General features: G+C 72.0%; 18 protein-coding genes. 7 read left to right on the top strand and 11 right to left on the bottom strand.

Annotated features, from left to right (window positions below; all coding sequences use genetic code 11):
- The first annotated feature begins 128 nt into the window (after positions 1 to 128).
- Positions 129 to 491, top strand: coding sequence for a hypothetical protein (locus D9V36_RS27735; RefSeq protein ID WP_129296141.1), 363 nt, complete (start codon positions 129 to 131; stop codon positions 489 to 491).
- Between the two features lie 116 nt (positions 492 to 607).
- Here the strand turns inward: D9V36_RS27735 and D9V36_RS27730 are convergent, their stop codons facing one another.
- Complete coding sequence (locus D9V36_RS27730; protein WP_129296140.1) at positions 608 to 1,435, bottom strand: RDD family protein; 828 nt, start codon at positions 1,433 to 1,435, stop codon at positions 608 to 610.
- Positions 1,436 to 1,552: 117 nt separating this feature from the next.
- Positions 1,553 to 3,007 (bottom strand): RDD family protein, encoded by a 1,455-nt coding sequence (locus D9V36_RS27725; protein WP_129296139.1) that lies wholly within the window; start codon positions 3,005 to 3,007, stop codon positions 1,553 to 1,555.
- 236 nt (positions 3,008 to 3,243) lie between these two features.
- Between D9V36_RS27725 and D9V36_RS27720 the strand changes: the two genes are divergently transcribed.
- Positions 3,244 to 3,729, top strand: coding sequence for an SsgA family sporulation/cell division regulator (locus D9V36_RS27720; RefSeq protein ID WP_129296138.1), 486 nt, complete (start codon positions 3,244 to 3,246; stop codon positions 3,727 to 3,729).
- A gap of 119 nt (positions 3,730 to 3,848) precedes the next feature.
- On the opposite strand, the gene D9V36_RS27715 is transcribed toward D9V36_RS27720, so the two are convergent.
- From D9V36_RS27715 to hppD, 5 genes are all read right to left on the bottom strand, one after another.
- Entirely contained in the window at positions 3,849 to 5,294 is a 1,446-nt protein-coding gene (locus D9V36_RS27715; protein ID WP_129296137.1) for a dihydrolipoyl dehydrogenase family protein, read from the bottom strand.
- A 98-nt stretch (positions 5,295 to 5,392) separates the two neighbouring features.
- Positions 5,393 to 5,686, bottom strand: coding sequence for a ribosomal protein L7/L12 (locus tag D9V36_RS27710; protein WP_129296136.1), 294 nt, complete (start codon positions 5,684 to 5,686; stop codon positions 5,393 to 5,395).
- A 9-nt stretch (positions 5,687 to 5,695) separates the two neighbouring features.
- Positions 5,696 to 6,019 carry a hypothetical protein gene (locus tag D9V36_RS27705; RefSeq protein WP_129296135.1) on the bottom strand — a complete coding sequence of 108 codons (324 nt, stop codon included), beginning with the start codon at positions 6,017 to 6,019 and terminating at the stop codon, positions 5,696 to 5,698.
- A gap of 73 nt (positions 6,020 to 6,092) precedes the next feature.
- Complete coding sequence (locus tag D9V36_RS27700; RefSeq protein ID WP_129296134.1) at positions 6,093 to 7,457, bottom strand: FAD-binding oxidoreductase; 1,365 nt, start codon at positions 7,455 to 7,457, stop codon at positions 6,093 to 6,095.
- A 131-nt stretch (positions 7,458 to 7,588) separates the two neighbouring features.
- On the bottom strand, positions 7,589 to 8,743 hold the full coding sequence (gene hppD / locus D9V36_RS27695) for a 4-hydroxyphenylpyruvate dioxygenase (protein WP_129296133.1): 1,155 nt from the start codon (positions 8,741 to 8,743) through the stop codon (positions 7,589 to 7,591).
- A gap of 129 nt (positions 8,744 to 8,872) precedes the next feature.
- Between hppD and D9V36_RS27690 the strand changes: the two genes are divergently transcribed.
- The 5 genes from D9V36_RS27690 to D9V36_RS27670 are packed head-to-tail and all read left to right on the top strand — an operon-like array spanning position 8,873 to position 13,123.
- The gene (locus D9V36_RS27690; RefSeq protein ID WP_086715635.1) at positions 8,873 to 9,340 is read left to right on the top strand and encodes an Lrp/AsnC family transcriptional regulator; all 468 of its coding nucleotides are present in this window, start codon (positions 8,873 to 8,875) and stop codon (positions 9,338 to 9,340) included.
- A 13-nt stretch (positions 9,341 to 9,353) separates the two neighbouring features.
- Positions 9,354 to 10,001 (top strand): ABC transporter permease, encoded by a 648-nt coding sequence (locus tag D9V36_RS27685; protein ID WP_129296132.1) that lies wholly within the window; start codon positions 9,354 to 9,356, stop codon positions 9,999 to 10,001.
- On the top strand, positions 9,994 to 11,232 hold the full coding sequence (locus D9V36_RS27680) for an ABC transporter ATP-binding protein (protein ID WP_129296131.1): 1,239 nt from the start codon (positions 9,994 to 9,996) through the stop codon (positions 11,230 to 11,232). The genes D9V36_RS27685 and D9V36_RS27680 overlap by 8 nt, the downstream gene beginning before the upstream one ends.
- Complete coding sequence (locus D9V36_RS27675) at positions 11,229 to 12,113, top strand: ABC transporter permease (protein WP_129296130.1); 885 nt, start codon at positions 11,229 to 11,231, stop codon at positions 12,111 to 12,113. Before D9V36_RS27680 ends, D9V36_RS27675 begins: the two co-directional genes overlap by 4 nt.
- Positions 12,110 to 13,123, top strand: coding sequence for a glycine betaine ABC transporter substrate-binding protein (locus tag D9V36_RS27670; protein ID WP_431357703.1), 1,014 nt, complete (start codon positions 12,110 to 12,112; stop codon positions 13,121 to 13,123). Before D9V36_RS27675 ends, D9V36_RS27670 begins: the two co-directional genes overlap by 4 nt.
- Before the next feature lie 55 nt (positions 13,124 to 13,178).
- Here D9V36_RS27670 and D9V36_RS27665 read toward each other — a convergent pair whose 3' ends face one another.
- The 4 genes from D9V36_RS27665 to D9V36_RS27650 all read right to left on the bottom strand — a co-directional run bounded on the left by D9V36_RS27665 (position 13,179) and on the right by D9V36_RS27650 (position 18,787).
- Positions 13,179 to 13,958: a S16 family serine protease gene (locus D9V36_RS27665; protein ID WP_129296129.1), complete on the bottom strand. Its 780-nt coding sequence runs from the start codon at positions 13,956 to 13,958 to the stop codon at positions 13,179 to 13,181.
- Positions 13,959 to 14,127: 169 nt separating this feature from the next.
- On the bottom strand, positions 14,128 to 14,769 hold the full coding sequence (locus D9V36_RS27660; protein ID WP_129296128.1) for an IclR family transcriptional regulator: 642 nt from the start codon (positions 14,767 to 14,769) through the stop codon (positions 14,128 to 14,130).
- A 500-nt stretch (positions 14,770 to 15,269) separates the two neighbouring features.
- A complete protein-coding gene (locus tag D9V36_RS27655) occupies positions 15,270 to 17,066 on the bottom strand; it encodes a DEAD/DEAH box helicase (RefSeq protein WP_129296127.1) in 1,797 nt (598 codons plus the stop codon).
- A gap of 182 nt (positions 17,067 to 17,248) precedes the next feature.
- Positions 17,249 to 18,787 (bottom strand): MFS transporter, encoded by a 1,539-nt coding sequence (locus D9V36_RS27650; protein WP_129296126.1) that lies wholly within the window; start codon positions 18,785 to 18,787, stop codon positions 17,249 to 17,251.
- Between the last annotated feature and the right edge of the window lies 1 nt (position 18,788).

Raw genomic sequence — 18,788 nt, 5'->3', positions numbered from 1 at the left:
TGCCCCGGGACCGTGGGTTAGGTCACGCTTACCTGGCGTTCCCTTCGGGCAGTAAGGACCGTAGCCTCGTTCGATGGCGCGCCCCTGACCGAGACCCCCCTGCCGACCCTCCGAGGACGGATTCCGCCATGCCTCGTCCGACCCCCGCACAGCTCGCCTACGGTTCGGCCACCGTCTTTCTCTCCACCCTCGCGATGCTGTTGCTCTCGCAGACGCAGACCGGGATCGGGGTCGCGGTCATCGCCATCGCCGGGCTCGGGCTCGGACTGCTGGTCGCCATGACGGTCCCGATGCCCGGGGTGCCGCGGGTGGTCCGCCGGCATCTCGTACGGGGCGGGGCACCCGCCGCGCCCGCCCCGCCCGAGGCCGTACCGACGCCGCCCGAGCACCCGAGGCCGGTCGCGGCATCGTCCCCCCGCGCCCCCTGGGGACACTTCGCCGAACCGGCCGCCGCCGCCACGGACACCCGGGTCGGCGAGCACTCACGCTGAGGCGGGCGCTCCCGCTCAAGGACGGGCGCTCACGCCGGGCGGGCACTCACGCCGGGCGGGCACTCACGCCGGGCGGGTCCTCGCGCTGACACGCGCACGCACACCGTGGCGGGCGCTCACGCCGAAGGGGCTCCGGCCGTCTGTGCCGGCGTCTGTGTGGACACCACCACGGTCTTCGCCGCCTTGTCGTGCAGACACTGGTGATACGGCTGGTCCCACGTACACCACAGGACGTTGACCAGCCAGAAGATAAAGCCGCAGCACGGCACGATCTCCGGCAGCGTATAGACCGCGGCCCGGGTCCAGCCCGCCTGCGCGGTGGGGATCGAGCCGTTCGCGAGCATCGCCACCCGGATCTTCATCGCCATCTTGCCGAGGGTCTGGCCGCGGCTGGAGAGCATCAGCCCTTCGTAGATGAGATACGCCAGCATGGTGACGCCCGTTACCGTCGACTGCCGGCCGGCCTCCACGCTGTCGGTGCTGAAGTAGTCCACCCCGCCGACGATCAGCGTCATGATCACGGATACCGGTACCCCGATGATGATCGCGTCGATGATGCGCGCCACGAGCCGGCGCCCGCGGTTCGCCAATGGCGGCATACCGGCCAGCGGATCGGCCGGACCGGGCTGCCCGCCGTAGGGGTCACCGGCATACGGGCCGCTGCCGTACGGGGCGCCGGTGTAGGGCGGCTGGGTGCCGCCCGGGGGCGGGGGCCCGTACGGAGGGGGAGTTCCGCCCGGGGGCGGCGGGCCTCCCGGGGGTGGCGCGCCGCCTGCTCCGGCGCCGGTACCGTTGCCGCGCGGAGCGTGGTTGCGCGGGGCGCCGTTCTCGCGGGGCGAGCTGTTACGGGGAGCGCCGCCCGCCGGGGGCTCCTGCGGCGTCTTCAGGAACGGGTCGTCCTCCGGCGGCTCACCGGAACCGGGCCGGGGCTGGTCGGTACTCATGGCCCGAGTCGACCCCTTGTCGCGGTCCGCCGCATCCGGCGAAGTCCGTTCGGGGGACGACGACCGGCGGGGCGGGCGGCCCGGCGGGCGGCGAGGCCGGCGGCCCGGCGGGGGGCCTCAGCCGGAGGCGACGAACGTCCGCGCGACCTTGTCGTGCCAGCACTGGCGCCACGGCCGGTCGAACAGGCACCAGAGAACGTTCAGCACACCGACGACGAGCACGCCGAGCACGCTGTAGACGAACCAGCGCCGCAGCGCCGCGCCGAGGGCCGGGGTGTCATGGCTCTCGATGTCGATGACCCGTACGCCGCACAGCTTCTTGCCCAGGGTGCGGCCCCACTTGAGGGTCGGCAGCGCCTCGTAGAGCGCTCCGCCGAGCAGCAGGACGGCCAGGATCGTGGCGAAGACCGGGATGGTGGTGCCGTCGACCAGATAGACCGTCATCTGGCGGCCGGACTGCTTGGCCGCCTCGACCTTGGCGTCGATGTGGTCCGTGACGGTGCTCCACAGGGGAACGGCCACCGCGGCGGTGACCGCCCCCAGCACCAGCGTGTCGATCAGCCGGGCCGCCAGCCTGCGGCCGAGGCCTGCCGGGTGGCCCTGCGCGGCCTGGGCCAGAGCCGAGAAGGGATCGGCGGCGGCCGGCGGCTTCCAGGGGATGACGCCGTCGGCGTCGGCGCCCTGCGCGCCGGATGCGGCCGGTGCGGCACCGCCCTGCGCCGGCAGGCCGGCGCAGGGGGCGGAAGCCTGCGGGCCGGGGGTCTGCGGCGCCGGGCGGCCCTGCTGCCGGTCGCCGACGGACGGCAGCGACTGCGGTGAGGCGTCACCGGGCGCGGCGGACGGCGCCGGGGTGCGGCCGCCGCCCGCGACCCGGATCGCCATGGTCTCGCCGCCCTTGGCGGGCTGCGCGGCGCCGGGCCGTACGGCGCGGATGGCGGTGGTGCCCTGGTCCCCGGAGGTGTTGCCGCGGCGGGCGGCCGGGTTCACGGCCCGGATGGCGACCGTCCCGTCGGACGGGCCCTCGGTGCGCGCGGGCGAGGACGCGCCGGGCGCCTCGCCGGCCGGGACCCCGTCGCCGCCCTGCTCGCGCTGCGGCGGCACCCCGCCCCAGGGAGCTGCGCCCGACGGAGTACCGGCGGGCGCCTGGTCCGGTGAGCCCCAGGAGATCCGGCGGTCGGTCTCGGCGCCGTAGCCGCCCTGCCGGGAGGCGTCGGCCTGCCAGGAGGCCGCCGGTTCGGGGCCGGTGCCGTGCAGCCGGGCCGGGTCGTCCCAGCCGGCGGCGGGCCGGGCCTCGACCTCGCCGCTCTGGCGTACGGCCGGCACCGCGGAGCCGCCGGCCGTCCCTTCCTCGTCGAAGAACACCGGCCCGGTCTCCTCGACCCCAGGGGTTGGCACCGGGGTTACACCGGGCGGCGGTGCGGGCATCGCCTCGCCCTCGGCGGGGGCGGGCCGGCTGGTGCCCGGCACCCATGCGGCACCGTTCCAGTACCGGATGTAGCCGGGGATGGACGGGTCCGGGTAGAAGCCTGGCGTGGGGCTACCGCCGGCGGATCCTGAGGTAGGGGCGCTCATGTCCGAAGTCCCGTATCTGTACTCGGCCTGGTGGGTGTGGGGTGCAGTCTGCCGCAACGCGGCGTCCACATCTATCAGACCCCGGTTGCGCTCATACCCATGCCCGCCCACGACCACCTGGAAGAGGCGCGGGAAAAAAGTTGTACGAAGTCGTGTAATGGTCCGGCGCCCGGCGCCTCTCTCCTCGTGCGGGCCCGGTACCGGGTGCCCGCGGGGCGCGAAGAGAGGCGGACGTCATGCACACCGTGGTGGAGCGAGAGCTGGAGCTGGGCCTGGTCCTGTCACCGGGGCGGAGTGTTCCGGTGCCGGCCCGGCTGACGTACCGGACGGACGACCCGTACGCCGTCCATGTCGCGTTTCATATCGGTTCCCACTCCCCGGTCCGGTGGACCTTCGCCCGCGAACTGCTCGTCGAGGGCGTGTTCCGGCCGTGCGGCGACGGCGATGTCCGGGTGTGGCCGACCAAGCTGGACGGGCGCAGCCTGGTCTGTATCGAGCTGGACTCGCCGGACGGCCGGGCGCTGCTGGAGACACCGGCCCCCGCGGTCTCCGCTTGGCTGGAGCGCACGTTGCGGGTGGTGCCGCCGGGGTCCGAGCAGGGGCATCTGGACCTCGACAAAGGGCTGAGCGAACTGCTCGCCATGGCGCCGACGGAGGCGGCGGACGAGCAGCGGCCGGGCGGCCCCAGGACCTCGGAGGAGTCTCCCGAGTCCGGGGCGTGACGGGTGGCGGAGTTGCTGCCTCGTGGTCCGGCCGGGCGGCGCGGGGGCCGGGTTGCGGGCGGCGCACGGCCGTCGCGGCCCGGCGCCGCCCGCCGCGACGGCCGGCCCGGGCGCCGCGCTCAGCCGCGGTAGGCCTCCAGCAGCCGCAGCCACACCTCGCTGATCGTCGGGTAGGAGGGCACCGCGTGCCACAGCCGTTCGAGGGGGACCTCGCCGGCCACCGCGACCGTCGCGGAGTGCACCAGCTCCGCGACCCCGGAGCCGACGAAGGTGGCGCCGAGCAGCACCTCGCGGTCCAGGTCGACGACCATCCGGGCGCGGCCGCGGTAGCCGTCCGCGTACAGGGACGCCCCGGCGACGGCCGCCAGGTCCTGGTCGATCACCCGGGTGCGGTACCCGGCCTGCTCGGCCGCGGCGGCGGTCAGGCCCACCGAGGCGGCTTCGGGGTCGGTGAAGACGACCTGCGGGACGGCGAGACGGTCGGCGGTGGCGGCGTGCGCGCCCCAGCGGTCGGACTCCAGGATCGGGACGCCCCTGGCACGCGCGGAGATGGCGGCACCGGCGATCCTGGCCTGGTACTTGCCCTGGTGGGTCAGGAGGGCACGGTGGTTGACGTCGCCGACGCCGTAGAGCCAGCCGCCGGTCACGCCCGTCACCCGGAGGCTGTCGTCGACGTCCAGCCAGGAGCCGGGGGTCAGGCCGACCGTGTCCAGGCCGATGTCCTCGGTGCGCGGGGAGCGGCCGGTGGCGATCAGCAGTTCGTCGGCGACGATCTCGTCTCCGGAGTCCAGGAGCACGGTGACGGGGCCGCCCGGTGCCTCCCTGCGCACCTCGCGCACCTCGACGCCGGTCCGCAGGAAGACGCCGGCCTCGGCGAGCGATTCGGCGACCAGGTGGCCGGCGAACGGCTCCATACGGGGCAGCAGCCCGTCGCCGCGTACCAGCAGCGTCACGGAGGAGCCCAGGGCCCGCCAGGCGGTGGCCATCTCGACGCCGACCACGCCGCCGCCGACCACCACCAGCCGGCCCGGTACGGCCTTGGCGCTGGTGGCCTCGCGGCTGGTCCAGGGCCTGGCCTCGGCGAGCCCGGGGACGGGGGGCAGCACCGCGCGGCTGCCGGTGCACACCGCGACCGCGTGCCGGGCGGTGAGCACCCGTCCGCCGTCGACGACCACCCGCCGGGGCCCGGCCAGCCGGCCGTGTCCGCGCACCAGGTCGATGCCGAGCGAGTCCAGCCAGCGGACCTGTCCGTCGTCCTTCCAGTAGGAGACGAACTCGTCGCGGTGGGCGAGCACCGCCGGCACCTCCAGGGGGACGTCGGCGGCGTCCTTGAGGCCGGGGACCCGGCGTGCCTCGGCTCGGGCGGCGACCGGGCGCAGCAGGGCCTTGCTGGGCATGCACGCCCAGTAGGAGCATTCGCCGCCGACGAGTTCGCTCTCCACGACCACCGCGCTCAGCCCGGCGGCGTGTGCCCGGTCGGCGACGTTCTCACCCGTCGGCCCGGCCCCCAGCACGATGACGTCATACGCCTCATCAGCGGCTTGGGTCGCTTCGGTCGCTGCCATCGGCTCTCGCTTCCTGCGTGGGCGTGAGGGGGCCCCGTGGACGTGAGGGCCCGGTGGGCCCGGCGGGTCCTTCCGGCCATCCTCTGCCCAACGGGCCGTCAGCGCATCCGGCGTTCGACCGCTTCCTTGGCCTCGGCGAGTCCGGAACCGGTCACCTCGCGGTGCACCTTGATCGCCTGGATCTTCTTCCCCTGTGCCAGCAGGGCGTCCAGCTCGGCCAGCCTGGGGTCCTCCGGCTCGGCGATGCCGGCCTGCGCGAGCAGCAGGTCCACCTTGTGTTCCAGCCGCTGGAGCCTGAGGTCCTGCCGCTTGGCCCGGAGGTCACTCGCCCGGGCGAAGCCGGAGACAGCGATGAGGAGGAGAACTGCTGCTATGAAGGGTGCGGAGTCCATGACGGAACTCTACGAGGCGGCGGCGCGTGCCATGAACACAGCAGTGGCCGCGGGGCCGTGCACACTGCCCCGGACGGCCGGTGCGCCGTCCGTGAGGATCTCGCATTCGGCGTAGGCGTCCGGCCCTTCGAGGGTGAGGGTGAGCATCGGCATCGCACCCACGCCCCGTGCGTCGGTCACCACGAACCACGGCAACTCGGGCCGCACCACCTGCTGTTCGCCTCCGGAGTCACCCAGTGCCTGGACGGCGTAGGTGAGGTCGTCGACGCCCTTCCCGGTCACCCGGAAAGTGACCATGCCTTCGCCCGACCTGTGGGGATCGTTGATCGTCATGGGTGAAGTCAACCGTCTTCGTCCCTGCCCCGTACATCCGGGTCCCGGCCGGGCCGGCGGCGCCCGGGTCGCGTCAGAAGAGCTTTCCGGGGTTGAGGATTCCCAGCGGGTCGAAGACGCCCTTGATGCCGCGCTGCAACTCCAGGCCCACCGGACCCAGTTCGCGGGCCAGCCACTCCTTCTTCAGGACACCGACGCCGTGCTCACCGGTGATGGTGCCGCCCAGTTGCAGGCCGAGCGCCATGATGGCGTCGAAGGACTCCCGGGCCCGGCGGGACTCGTCGGGGTCCGCGGCGTCGAAGCAGACCGTGGGGTGGGTGTTGCCGTCCCCCGCGTGCGCGCAGACACCGATGGTCAGGTCGTACTTCTCCGCGATGGCAGCGGTGCCGTCGAGCAGTTCGGCGAGCCGGGAGCGCGGTACGCACACATCGTCGATCATCGTGGCGGATTTGACCCGCTCCAGGGCGGTCAGGGTCAGCCGGCGGGCCTGCAGCAGCAGGTCGGACTCGGCGGCGGTCTCGGCCGGCACCACCTCGGTGGCGCCAGCGGCGGTGCACAGCGCGCCGACGGCGGCGAGGTCGGCGGCCGGGTCAGGGGTGTCGAAGGCGGCCAGCAGCAGCGCCTCGGTGCTGTCCGGGAGGCCCATCTGCGCCATGTCGTTGACCGCGCGGATGCTCGTACGGTCCATCAGCTCCAGCAGCGACGGGGCGTGGCCGCGGGCCATGATCTCGCAGACCGCCTCGCAGGCGGCCGCGGTGGAGGGGAATTCGGCGGCCAGCGCCAGCTGCGCGGGCGGCTCCGGCTTGAGGGCGAGCACGGCGCGTACGACGATGCCCAGGCTCCCCTCGGAGCCGACGAACAGCCGGGTGAGGTCGTAGCCCGCGACGCCCTTGGCGGTGCGGCGGCCGGTCTTCAGCAGCCGCCCGTCGGCGAGGACCACGTCCAGGCCGAGGACGTACTCGGCGGTGACCCCGTATTTGACGCAGCACAGGCCGCCGGAGGCGGTGCCGATGTTCCCGCCGATCGAGCACTGCTCCCAACTGGAGGGATCGGGCGGGTAGTAGAGGCCGTGCTCGTTCACCGCGCGGGACAGCACGGCGTTGATGACACCGGGTTCGACCACCGCGATCCGGTCGACGGGGTTGATCTCGATGATCCGGTCCATCTTGACCAGTGAGAGCACCAGGCAGCCGTCGGAGGCGTTGGCGGCGCCCGACAGGCCCGTGCGCGCGCCCTGCGGGACGACCGGGACCCGCAGTTCCGTGGCCGTCCGCATGACGTGCTGGACCTGCTCGACGGTGCGCGGCAGCACGACCACGGCGGGCGTCCCGGCCTCGCAGAAGCTCGCCATGTCGTTGGCGTAGGAGCCGGTCACATCGGGGTCGGTGAGGATCGCTTCCCCGGGGAGCCCGGCGCGCAGACGTGCGATGAGGTCCATACCCTCAGCCTCGCATCCATGGGCCGTACACGGAAGATCACCGGACGGCAGGGACGGGCCTTGGGACGGCAGGAGGCCCGTCCCGCACCGGCCACCGGGGCCGGGCGGCGCCCGAGGCGACGCCGGACGCGTCAGAGATTGCCGCGCCGCTCCTGCTCCCGCTCGATCGCCTCGAAGAGCGCCTTGAAGTTGCCCTTGCCGAAGCCCATGGAGCCGTGCCGCTCGATCATCTCGAAGAACACCGTCGGCCGGTCCTGGACCGGCTTGGTGAAGATCTGCAGCAGGTAGCCGTCCTCGTCGCGGTCGACCAGGATCTTCAGCTCACGGAGCGTCTCCACGGGCACCCGGGTCTCGCCGGCCCACTCGCCGAGGGTGTCGTAGTAGGAGTCGGGGGTGTTGAGGAATTCGACGCCGGCCTCGCGCATCGCCCGGACGCTGGCGACGATGTCATTGGTGGCCAGCGCGATGTGCTGGACGCCGGGGCCGCCGTAGAACTCCAGGTACTCGTCGATCTGCGACTTCTTCTTCGCGATCGCGGGTTCGTTGATCGGGAACTTGACCTTGAGCGTGCCGTCCGCGACGACCTTCGACATCAGGGCGCTGTATTCGGTGGCGATGTCGTCGCCCACGAACTCCTTCATGTTGGTGAAGCCCATGACGTCGTTGTAGAAGGCCACCCACTCGTTCATCCTGCCGAGTTCGACGTTGCCGACGCAATGGTCGATGGCCTGGAAGCGGCGCGGGCCGGGCGCCACCAGCGGCTCGGTGGCGACGAAGCCGGGCAGGTAGGGGCCGTCGTAGCCGGAGCGCTCGACGAGGGTGTGCCGGGTCTTGCCGTAGGTGGCGATGGCCGCCAGGACGACCGTGCCGTGCTCGTCGCTCACCTCGTGGGGCTTCTCCAGGCCGGTGGCACCCCGGGCGACGGCGTGCTCGTAGGCGGCGCGGGCGTCCGGGACCTCGATGGCGAGGTCGATGACGCCGTCGCCGTGCGCCGCGACATGGTCGGCGAGGAAGCGGCCCCACTCGGTCGTGGGCTTGATGACGGAGGTGAACACGAACCGGGCGCCGCCGGATTCGAGCACATAACTCGCGGTCTCGCGGCTGCCGTTCTCCGGGCCCGAGTAGGCGACGCGCTTCATGCCGAAGGCGGTCGAGTAGTAGTGCGCGGCCTGCTTGGCGTTCCCGACGGCGAAGACGACCGCGTCCATCCCCTTGACCGGGAAGGGGTCCGCCTGCCGGGCCGTGTCGGGGGCGAGGGGCTGCGTGTGCATCGTGGTGTCTGCCATGTGCGCAGAGTCCCCCCGATCCACAAGGTGCGCAATAGTTCGCGAATCTTCTGGGCATTATGTATAGCGAAAGGGCGAAGTCGCCCGGCTATCTGTACATGATGACCATCACCAAGGGCGGTACGAACGATGGCGATCGATCATTTGGACGGGGCGCTGCTGGAGCTGCTCGCCGAGGAGCCGCGGATCGGCGTGCTGGAGGCGTCCCGGCGGCTGGGGGTGGCCCGCGGGACGGTCCAGGCCCGGCTCGACCGGCTTCAGTCGAATGGAGTGATCCGGGGCTTCGGACCGGATGTGGACCCGGCGGCCCTCGGTTATCCGGTGACCGCTTTCGCCACGCTGGAGATCAAACAAGGGCAAGGAAACGACGTACGTGCCCACTTGACGACCGTTCCCGAGGTGTTGGAGTTGCATACAACGACCGGACACGGGGACATGCTCTGCAGGCTCGTCGCGCGGTCGAACGCCGATCTACAGCGGGTGATCGACCGGGTTGTGGGCTTTGATGGGATCGTGCGGGCATCGACGGCAATCGTCATGGAAAATCCGGTTCCGTTGCGGATTGTCCCGCTGGTGAAACAGGCATCGGCAGACTGACCGAGGAGACCGAGTGAGCTTCTGGGAGTACGTCGGCACCCGGCACGCCCAGCTGCTGACGGACACATATCAGCACGCCAGTGCCGTCTTCCAGTGCATGGTGCTGGCCACCTTGCTGGGCGTCTTCATCGCCGTGGCGACCTACCGCAGCGAATGGGCGGGCAACCTCGCCACCACCTCGACCGCCACCATCCTGACCATCCCGTCCCTGGCCCTGATCGGTCTGCTGATCCCGATCGTCGGCCTGGGCGTCCCCCCGACGGTGATCGCGCTGACCCTGTACGGGCTGCTGCCGGTGGTCCGCAACGCCATCGTCGGGCTGCGCGGGGTGGACCCCGACCTGGTCGACGCGGCCAACGGCATCGGGATGTCCCGCACCGCCCGGCTCTTCCGGGTCGAACTGCCGCTGGCCTGGCCGCCCATCCTCACCGGCATCCGGGTCGCCACCCAGATGCTGATGGGCATCGCCGCCATCGCCGCGTTCGCCTCCGGCCCCGGCCTGGGCAACGAGATCTTCCGCGGGATCGCCTCGCTGGGCAGCGCCAACTCCCTCAACCAGGTGCTCTCCGGCACCCTCGGAATCGCCATCCTCGCCCTTCTCTTCGACGCCGCCTACGTCCTGATCGGACGCCTGACCATCTCCAGGGGGATCCGTGCCTGAGACGCCCGAGAACGCCGCCACCAGCGGGGCGAGGATCCATCTGGAGAGCCTGACGAAAACCTATCCGGGCAACCCCGTCCCCGCGGTGGACAACGTCAACATGGAGATCAAGGCCGGCGAGATCGTGATCCTTGTGGGGCCCTCGGGCTGCGGCAAGTCCACCTGCCTGAAGATGATCAACCGGCTGATCGAGCCGACCTCCGGGCGGATCCGGATCGGCGACGAGGACGTCACCGACATGGACCCGGTCAAGCTGCGCCGCAAGATCGGCTACGCCATCCAGGCGTCCGGCCTCTTCCCGCACATGACCGTCGCCCAGAACATCGCCCTGGTCCCGAAGATGATCGGCTGGTCCCAGTCGAAGACCAAGAACCGGGTCGAGGAGATGCTCGACCTGGTCGGCCTGGACCCGCGCGAGTTCCACGGCCGCTATCCGCGCCAGCTCTCCGGCGGCCAGCAGCAGCGCGTCGGGGTGGCCCGTGCCCTCGCCGCCGACCCGCCCGTCCTGCTGATGGACGAGCCGTTCGGCGCCGTCGACCCGATCACCCGCGACCACCTCCAGGACGAGCTGATCCGGCTCCAGCACGAGCTGCACAAGACCATCTGCTTCGTCACCCACGACTTCGACGAGGCCATCAAGATCGGCGACCGGATCGCGGTGCTCCGCGAGCGCTCGCACATCGCCCAGTTCGACACCCCCGAGGCCATCCTCACCAACCCGTCCGACGACTTCGTCTCCGGCTTCGTGGGCGCCGGGGCGGCGCTCAAGCGGCTCAACCTGACCCGGGTGCGGGACGTGGGCGTGGTCGACTTCCCCACCGCCGCGACCGATGACCCGCTGGAGTCCATCTTCGACCGGGTCCGCTCCGGCTCCCACAACGAACTGCTGCTGCTGGACCCCAACCGCCGCCCGTACAAATGGCTGCGCCGCGGCGATCTGGCCCTGGCCAAGGAGTCGCTGGCCCGGGCCGGGACGCCGGTCCAGCACACCGTGACCCGGGACGCGACGCTGCGCGACGCGCTGGAGGCGGTGCTCACCGACAGCGCCGGCCGGGTCGCGGTCACCGGACGGCGCGGCGAGTACATCGGCGTGGTCGACATGGAGACGCTGATGAACAACGTCCAGGAACTGCTGGAGGCGGACCGGATGGAGGCCCTGGAGCACCAGCACCAGCTCCGGGAGCTGCGCGCCCGCCAGACGCAGCTGGAACAGGAAGGCATGGAGGCATGAGCCCGCGCGACGGGAGCAGTCCGCACCGCGGCGAGCGGGCCCCCAGCGACCACGAGGGCTTCGCCGTCCGCGACGACGTCGAGATGCGGGAGCGGGAGGACGCGGCCGGTGAGGCGCCCGTCCCGGCCGTCGCCAAGGGCCGGCGCCGGATCAGCTGGCAGAAGTGGACCTTCATGCCGGCCTTCCTGGTCCTCGCGCTGCTCGCCACCTGGCTGTGGTTCCGCGGCGCCCGCCTGGACTCCATCGCCCACCAGGCGGTCGACAACGGCAAGGTGCTGCTGGCCCTGCAGCAGCACATCTACCTCACCGCCGTCTCCACCTTCTTCGTGCTGATCATCGCGATTCCGCTGGGGATCGCACTGACCCGCTCCAAGCTGCGCCGGGCCACGCCCGTCGCCATGGCCTTCGCCAACCTCGGGCAGGCCGTCCCGGCGCTGGGTCTGCTGATCCTGCTGGTGATCTGGCTGGGCATCGGGGCCCGTTCGGCGATCGTCGGCATGGTCATCTACGCCGTGCTGCCGGTCCTCGCCAACACCATCGCCGGGCTGCGCGGCATCGAGCCGACGCTGACCGAGGCCGCCCGCGGCATCGGCATGTCCCCCACCCTTGTGCTGACCAAGGTCGAACTCCCGCTGGCCGTACCGCTGATCCTGGCCGGCGTCCGTACCGCGCTGGTGCTGAACGTGGGCACCGCGACGCTGGCCACCTTCGGCGGGGGCGGCGGCCTCGGTGACCTGATCTCGGCGGGCATCGTCACCCAGCGCATGCCCGTACTGATCCTCGGTTCGGTGCTCACCGTGGCGCTGGCCCTGCTGGTCGAATGGCTGGCGTCGCTGGCCGAACTGCTGCTGCGGCCGCGCGGACTGGAGGCGACGGTATGAGGATTCCCCCGCGGCAGGCCCCCCGCCGCCGCCCCGGAAGACGCCGGGGCGCCCGCTTCCTGGTCGTCCTGCTCGCCACCGCGCTCAGCGCCTGCGGCCTGGTCAGCGGCAGTGCGATGAGCGACACCGTGCTGCCGGGGCCGAAGGCCGGCTACCGGGGCCGCCCGCTCACCGGGGCACAGCTGACCGTGACCTCGAAGGAGTTCACCGAGCAGATCATCCTCGGCCAGATGATGGGCATCGTCTTCGAGGCGGCCGGTGCCAAGGTCATCGACAAGACCAGCATCCAGGGCTCGATCGGCGCCCGGGAGGCCGTCAAGTCCGGCACGGCGGACGCCGCGTACGAGTACACCGGCACCGGCTGGATCACCTACCTCGGCCACACCAAGCCGATCGTCAACCCGCAGCAGCAGTGGAAGGCGGTCCGCGACGAGGACCGCAAGAACGGCATCGTCTGGCTGCCGGCCTCGACGCTGAACAACACCTACGCGCTGGCGCTGAACACCGCCAACCAGAAGAAGCTGGGCGTGCGCACCCTCTCGCAGGTCGCGGCGCTGTCGCACAAGAACCCCGGCGCCGTCACGATGTGCGTGGAGAACGAGTTCGCCACCCGCAACGACGGCCTGCCGGGCATGGCACGGGCGTACGGCATGAACGTGCCGTCGTCCAACATCCGCAAGATGACCGGCGGCGTGGTCTACACCGAGACGCAGAAGGGCACCTGCGCGTTCGGCGAGGTCTTCACCACCGACGGCCGGATCAAGGCGATGCATCTGCACGTCCTCGCCGACGACAAGCACTTCTTCCCCAACTACAACGTCGCTCCCGAGATCAACGCCGAGGCCCTGAAGAAGTACCCGGCGATGGCCGAGGTCCTGGCCCCGGTCACCAAGGCCCTCAACAACACCGTCGCCCAGGAGCTCAACCGCAAGGTCGACGTGAACGGCGAGGACCCGCACGAGGTCGCCAAGGACTGGCTGATCCGGGAGGGGTTCATCAAGGAGGGGTGAGGAAGCCGGCGGCGACGGGACGCGGGACGTCCGGGGCCGGGCGGCAGGGGGCGGCTCAGCAGCTGGGCAGTTTGCCGCCGGTCCGCAGGGCCTTGAGGGCGTCCACCGCGCCGTCGAGCGTCGTGACCGGGATCAGCCGCATCCCCTTCGGCAGCTCCGCCCGCGCGTCGGTGCACTCCTTGCGCGGGACCAGGAAGACCGAGGCGCCGTCGCGGTGTGCGGCCTGCGTCTTCAGCGGGACCCCGCCCACCGCGCCGACCTTCCCGCCGGCGGTGATGGTCCCCGTACCGGCGATGGTGCGCCCGCCGGTCAGGTCGTGGCCCGCGCCGTCGCCGTCCAGCCGGTCGACGATGCCGAGGGCGAACATCAGCCCGGCGCTGGGCCCGCCGACGTCCGCGAGGCTCAGCTTGACCTTGATGTCCTTGGCGGACTTGCCGAGCTGCCCGAGCGCGGCGCTGGTGGCGGTGTCCTGGGACTGCTCCATCTGCTTCGCGTTGTGCTCGGCGATCTCCTCGGTGTTGTTGCCCACCGGGTAGACCGCCTCCCGCGGCATCACGGCCTCGTCCGTGCGGAACCAGCCCTCGATGATGTCCGGCAGGTGGACGGAGGCGTCCGGTCCGGTGGCGACGATCGAGGTCATCCGCAGCTGTCCGCTCGTCTTGCGGGTCCCGGCGCCGGTGATGGTGATCACCGGCTTGCCCTTGTCGTCGCCGAGGACGTTCGCCGTCATGCCGGGATAGGCGATGGCGAACGGCAGCGGGGCGAGGACCGCCGTGAGGACGAGGGCCAGGACAAGGGCGGAGCAGAGCGCCAGGGCACGGGTGCGTGAGGACACCCCGCCAGCCTAATTGACCCCCGCACCACCAGGGCCGTAAGGCGCTGCGGCCTCACCACACGGCCACCGCCCCTTCACACACTGTGGCCCCGGCCGTCCCCCGGGGCCGGTATTCCCGGCCCCGTCGTTCGCCGCGGGTCTGGCAGGGCCATGACGACAGGCCCCGGCCTCAGCGCAGCGCCTCCGACACCTCCCGGGCCGCGTCGACCACCCGCGGCCCGATCCGCTCGGACACGGTGTCCGCGAGCATCACCACGCCCACGCTGCCCTCGATGCCGCTCACCCCGAGCAGCGGTGCCGCAGCCCCGCTCGCCCCGGCCTCCAACTCCCCGTGCGTCAGGGCGAGTCCGGCGTCCTGGAGGCGCCCCTGCCGGGCCTTGAGGATCGCCCGTCCCGCGGCCCCCCGGTCCAGCGGATGACGGAAGCCCGCCCGGTAGGCCACGTGGTAATCGGTCCAGGTCGGCTCCACCACGGCGACGGCCAGCGCTTCCGTGCCGTCGACCAGGGTGAGGTGCGCGGTGGCCCCCACGTCCTCGGCGAGCGACCGCAGCGCGGGCAGCGCCGCCTCCCTGACCAGCGGATGCACCTGCCGGCCCAGGCGCAGCACGCCCAGGCCGACCCGGGCGCGGCCGCCGAGGTCGCGGCGGACCAGAGCGTGCTGCTCCAGCGTGGCCAGCAGACGGTAGACCACCGTGCGGTTGACGCCGAGCTTGTGGGAGAGCTCGGTGACGGTCAGCCCGTGGTCGGTGTCGGCGAGCAGTTTGAGGACGCGCAGCCCTCGGTCGAGGGTCTGGGAGGTCTCTGCGGTCACGACGCCTCCTGGGTGAGTGGCGGCCCTCGGACGCGACGCGCTGCGAGTCCCGGAGCAGCGCGCGCTAGAGGCCGCCGGCCGCATGGCACCGGCTGCGCTCCGCGGCGGCGCTGCCACGGGGCGTGTGCGTGACCGGGACAGTAGCGAGCCGGTCCGGTAAGCGGAAGAGTCCGTCCAGAATCCGGGCTTTCCCGCCCGGAATATCCCCGTAGGTCCGTTCAGGATGTGCTGTGGTGTTTCAGGTAGGGCTACAGGGCCGTTCGGGCGGTATGGGCGGACGGTATGGGCGAACGGCGAGGGAGCACGGCCGCCGCCGGCTCCGGCACGCGGCGCCGGACGTGACGGCGGGGGCGGCGCGCCGTGTCACCGGCACACCGCCCCCGCCCACGGATCACGGGGCCGCAGGACACCGGCCGGGTCACAGACCGTGGCCCCCCACGGGCCTCACAGGCCCCAGACGGACGCACAGCCCCCTGCGGACGCACAAGCCCCCGGCGCACTCACTTCATCCGCGTGGCCCACTCCCGGACCTTCTTGATTCGCTCACCCAGCTGCCCGGCGGTGGCCTCCGCGCTCGGCGGCCCGCCGCATACCCGCCGCAGCTCGGTGTGGATCACGCCATGCGGCTTTCCGCTCTGGTGGACATACGCCCCCACCAGCGTGTTCAGCTGCTTCCTCAGCTCCAGCAGCTCCTTGTGCGTGACCACCGGCCGCCGCTCGGCCGGCAGCTCCAGCAGGTCGGCCTCCTCGTCGGGCCGCTTCTTGCTGTGCGCGATCTGCCGGGCCTGCCGCTTCTGCAGCAGCATCTGCACCTGGTCGGGCTCCAGCAGCCCGGGGATGCCGAGGTAGTCCTGCTCCTCCTCGCTGCCCGCGTGGGCCTGCATCCCGAACTCGGCACCGTCGTAGAGCACCCGGTCGAAGACCGCCTCCGACTCCAGCGCCTCGAACGAGAACTGCTCCTGCTCCCCGGTGTCCTCGTCCTGCTCCTTGTTCGCCTCCTCCATCTCCTTCTCGGACTCGGCGTACGGGTCCTCCTCCCCGTCCTTCTTCGGCTTGTCCAGGACGTGGTCGCGCTCGACCTCCATCTCATTGGCGAAGCCGAGCAGCATCGGGACGGTGGGCAGGAAGACCGAGGCGGTCTCGCCGCGCTTGCGGGAGCGCACGAAGCGGCCGACGGCCTGGGCGAAGAACAGCGGGGTCGAGATGGTGGTGGCGTACACCCCGACCGCCAGCCGCGGCACGTCGACGCCCTCGGACACCATCCGGACCGCGACCATCCAGCGGTCGTGCGAGTGCGCGAAGTCGTCGATGCGCTGGGAGGCGCCGGAGTCGTCGGACAGCACCAGCGTGGCGCCCTCCCCGGTGATCTCCCGGATCAGCTTGGCGTACGCCCGCGCCTGCTCCTGGTCGGAGGCGATCACCAGCGCCCCCGCGTCCGGGATGGATTTGCGGACCTCGCTCAGCCGCTGGTCGGCGGCGCGCAGCACATTCGGCATCCACTCGCCGCGCGGGTCCAGCGCGGTACGCCAGGCCTGCGAGACCGCGTCCTTGGTCATCGGCTCGCCGAGCCGGGCCGCGATCTCGTCGCCCGCCTTGGTCCGCCAGCGCATGTTGCCGCTGTAGGAGAGGAAGATGACCGGCCTAACGACGCCGTCGCCGAGCGCGTTGCCGTAGCCGTAGGTGTAGTCGGCGGAGGAGCGCCGGATGCCGTCGTTGCCCTCCTCGTACGTCACGAACGGGATCGGGTTGGTGTCGGACCGGAAGGGCGTACCGGTCAGCGCGAGCCGCCGGGTGGCGGGCTCGAACGCCTCCAGGCAGGCCTCGCCCCACGACTTCGAGTCACCGGCGTGGTGGATCTCGTCGAGGATCACCAGCGTCTTGCGCTGCTCGATCCGGTTGCGGTGCAGCATGGGCCGTACGCCCACACCGGCGTAGGTGATCGCGACGCCGTGGTACTCGCGGCCCAGCGGCCCCGCGCTGTACTCCGGGTCGAGCTTGATCCCCAGCCGTGCCGCCGCCTCGGCCCACTGCTTCTTCAGATGCTCGGTCGGCGCGACGACCGTCACCTGCTGCACGACGTGATGGTGCAGCATCCACGAGGCGAGCGTGAGCGCGAACGTCGTCTTGCCGGCTCCGGGCGTCGCGACGGCCAGGAAGTCTCTGGGCTGTGCCTGGATGTAGCGGTCCATGGCCGCCTGCTGCCAGGCACGCAGCTTGTTCGCGGTACCCCAAGGGGCCCGTCCCGGGAAGGCCGGGGACAGGTGATGGTTATTGGTGGCGCTGGTGGTGGTAGTCACGGTCTCCGTCGGCTGAACTCGGCGATCGGCAACCGCGTCAGCCTACCCGTGCGCCGCTTCACGCTCCGGGGTTCCCGCACCGGCTCACCCCGGGGTGGGACCGAGGTCACATTCGCCATCCGGCCCCGGACGAGGGTGATGTTGCAGGTCGGGCCGGTAAAGGGTGATTCGGCCCGGCGCCCTCACACCCGCTCGGGTCGCAACCGGCTTGTGACCCCGGCCCCGGCCAGCGCCACCACCGCCATCGCCGCGAACACCGCGGCGAAGGCCGCCGGATGGCTCGCCGGGGTGGCGCCGGCCGCGGCCGCCGGCCCGTGCGCCGCGATCGAGCCACCGCCGAAGGCCGCGAACAGCACCCCGCCCACCCCCACGAAGGTGACGTTCCCCAGCGCGTCCGACATCTGCAGGGACGCGGAGTTGCTGCCCGCCTCCTCGGGACGGGAGAGCTTCAGCAGCAGGACACCGCCGCTGGAGATGTTCAGGCCCATGCCGAACCCGCCGACCGTCCAGGCCGCCGCGACGATCGCGACGGGCACCGCGTCGAGCAGCGCCAGCGGCACCGTCACGATGGCCGCCGCCAGCAGCACCATGCCCAGGCCCATCAGCCGCTCCCGGTGCGGCTCCATACGCGGCCGGCTCTGGACGTACGAGCCCAGCGCCCAGGTCAGTCCGCCGCCGGTGAGGGAGAGACCGGCGAGGGTGGGGGACAGCCCGCGCTGGGTGACCAGCATCAGCGGGATGAAGCTCTCGGAGCCGACCAGCGCCCCGGCGGCCAGACCGCGCATCAGCACCACGCTCGGCAGACCGCGCCCCGCGCGGAAGGTGCCGCGCGGCAGCAGCCGCGCGATGGCCGGTACCAGCAGGGCCAGCCCGGCGGCCGCGGGCGCCAGCCCGGTCCAGGCCGGGTGCTGGCCCGCGTACTGCAGCAGGCAGGCGCCCACGGCGGCGGCCAGCGCGAGCAGACAGCGCCGGTTGCCCAGCACCTGGCGTACACCGCCGTCCGGGCCCGGCCGCGTACGGGGCAGCTTGCGCAGCGCGGGCAGCATCACCGCGAGCGGCAGCAGTATCAGCACCGGGATGGCGAGGAAGACCCAGCGCCAGCCGAGCTGTTCGGTGAGGGTCCCGGCGACCAGCGGGCCCACGATCACCGGCACCACCCAGGCCGCCGAGAACGCCGCCATGATCGACGCCCGCAGCCGGTCGGGGTAGGCCCGGCCCACGACCACATACAGCGAGACCACCACCATCCCGCCGCCCATGCCCTGCACTCCGCGGCCCGTCACGAACATCCCCATGCTCTGCGCACCGCCCGCGACCAGCAGCCCCACCCCGAACGCGGCGATCCCGGCGAACAGCGGCGCCAGCGGCCCGTGCCGGTCGCTCCACTCCCCCGCGAGCGCCATCGCGAACAGGCTCGCCGTGAAGTAGGCCGAGAACGCGAAGGCGTACAGACCGATCCCGTCCAGGGCACGGGCGGCGACCGGCATCGCGGTGTTCACGGCGATCGCCTCGAAGGCGACGACCGAGACGACGGAGATGATGCCGAAGGTGAGCGCGCGGTGGGCCCGGCCGAGGATGCCGCCGGTGTGGGGCGGGGCGTCGGCAGGGTCGATGGCCGGATCGTCGGACAGGTGGTCGGTCCGTTCGTCGGCCGGCGGGGCGAGGTCGGTGTGGGTACCGGCGAACGGGTCGGCGCTGCGGCGGGGGCGATCAGCGGTCATC

Source organism: Streptomyces lydicus (assembly GCF_004125265.1).
GTDB classification, from domain to species: domain Bacteria; phylum Actinomycetota; class Actinomycetes; order Streptomycetales; family Streptomycetaceae; genus Streptomyces; species Streptomyces lydicus_C.
The sequence above is the reverse complement of the archived record's forward strand: the minus strand, read 5'-3'. Positions and strand labels throughout refer to the sequence as shown.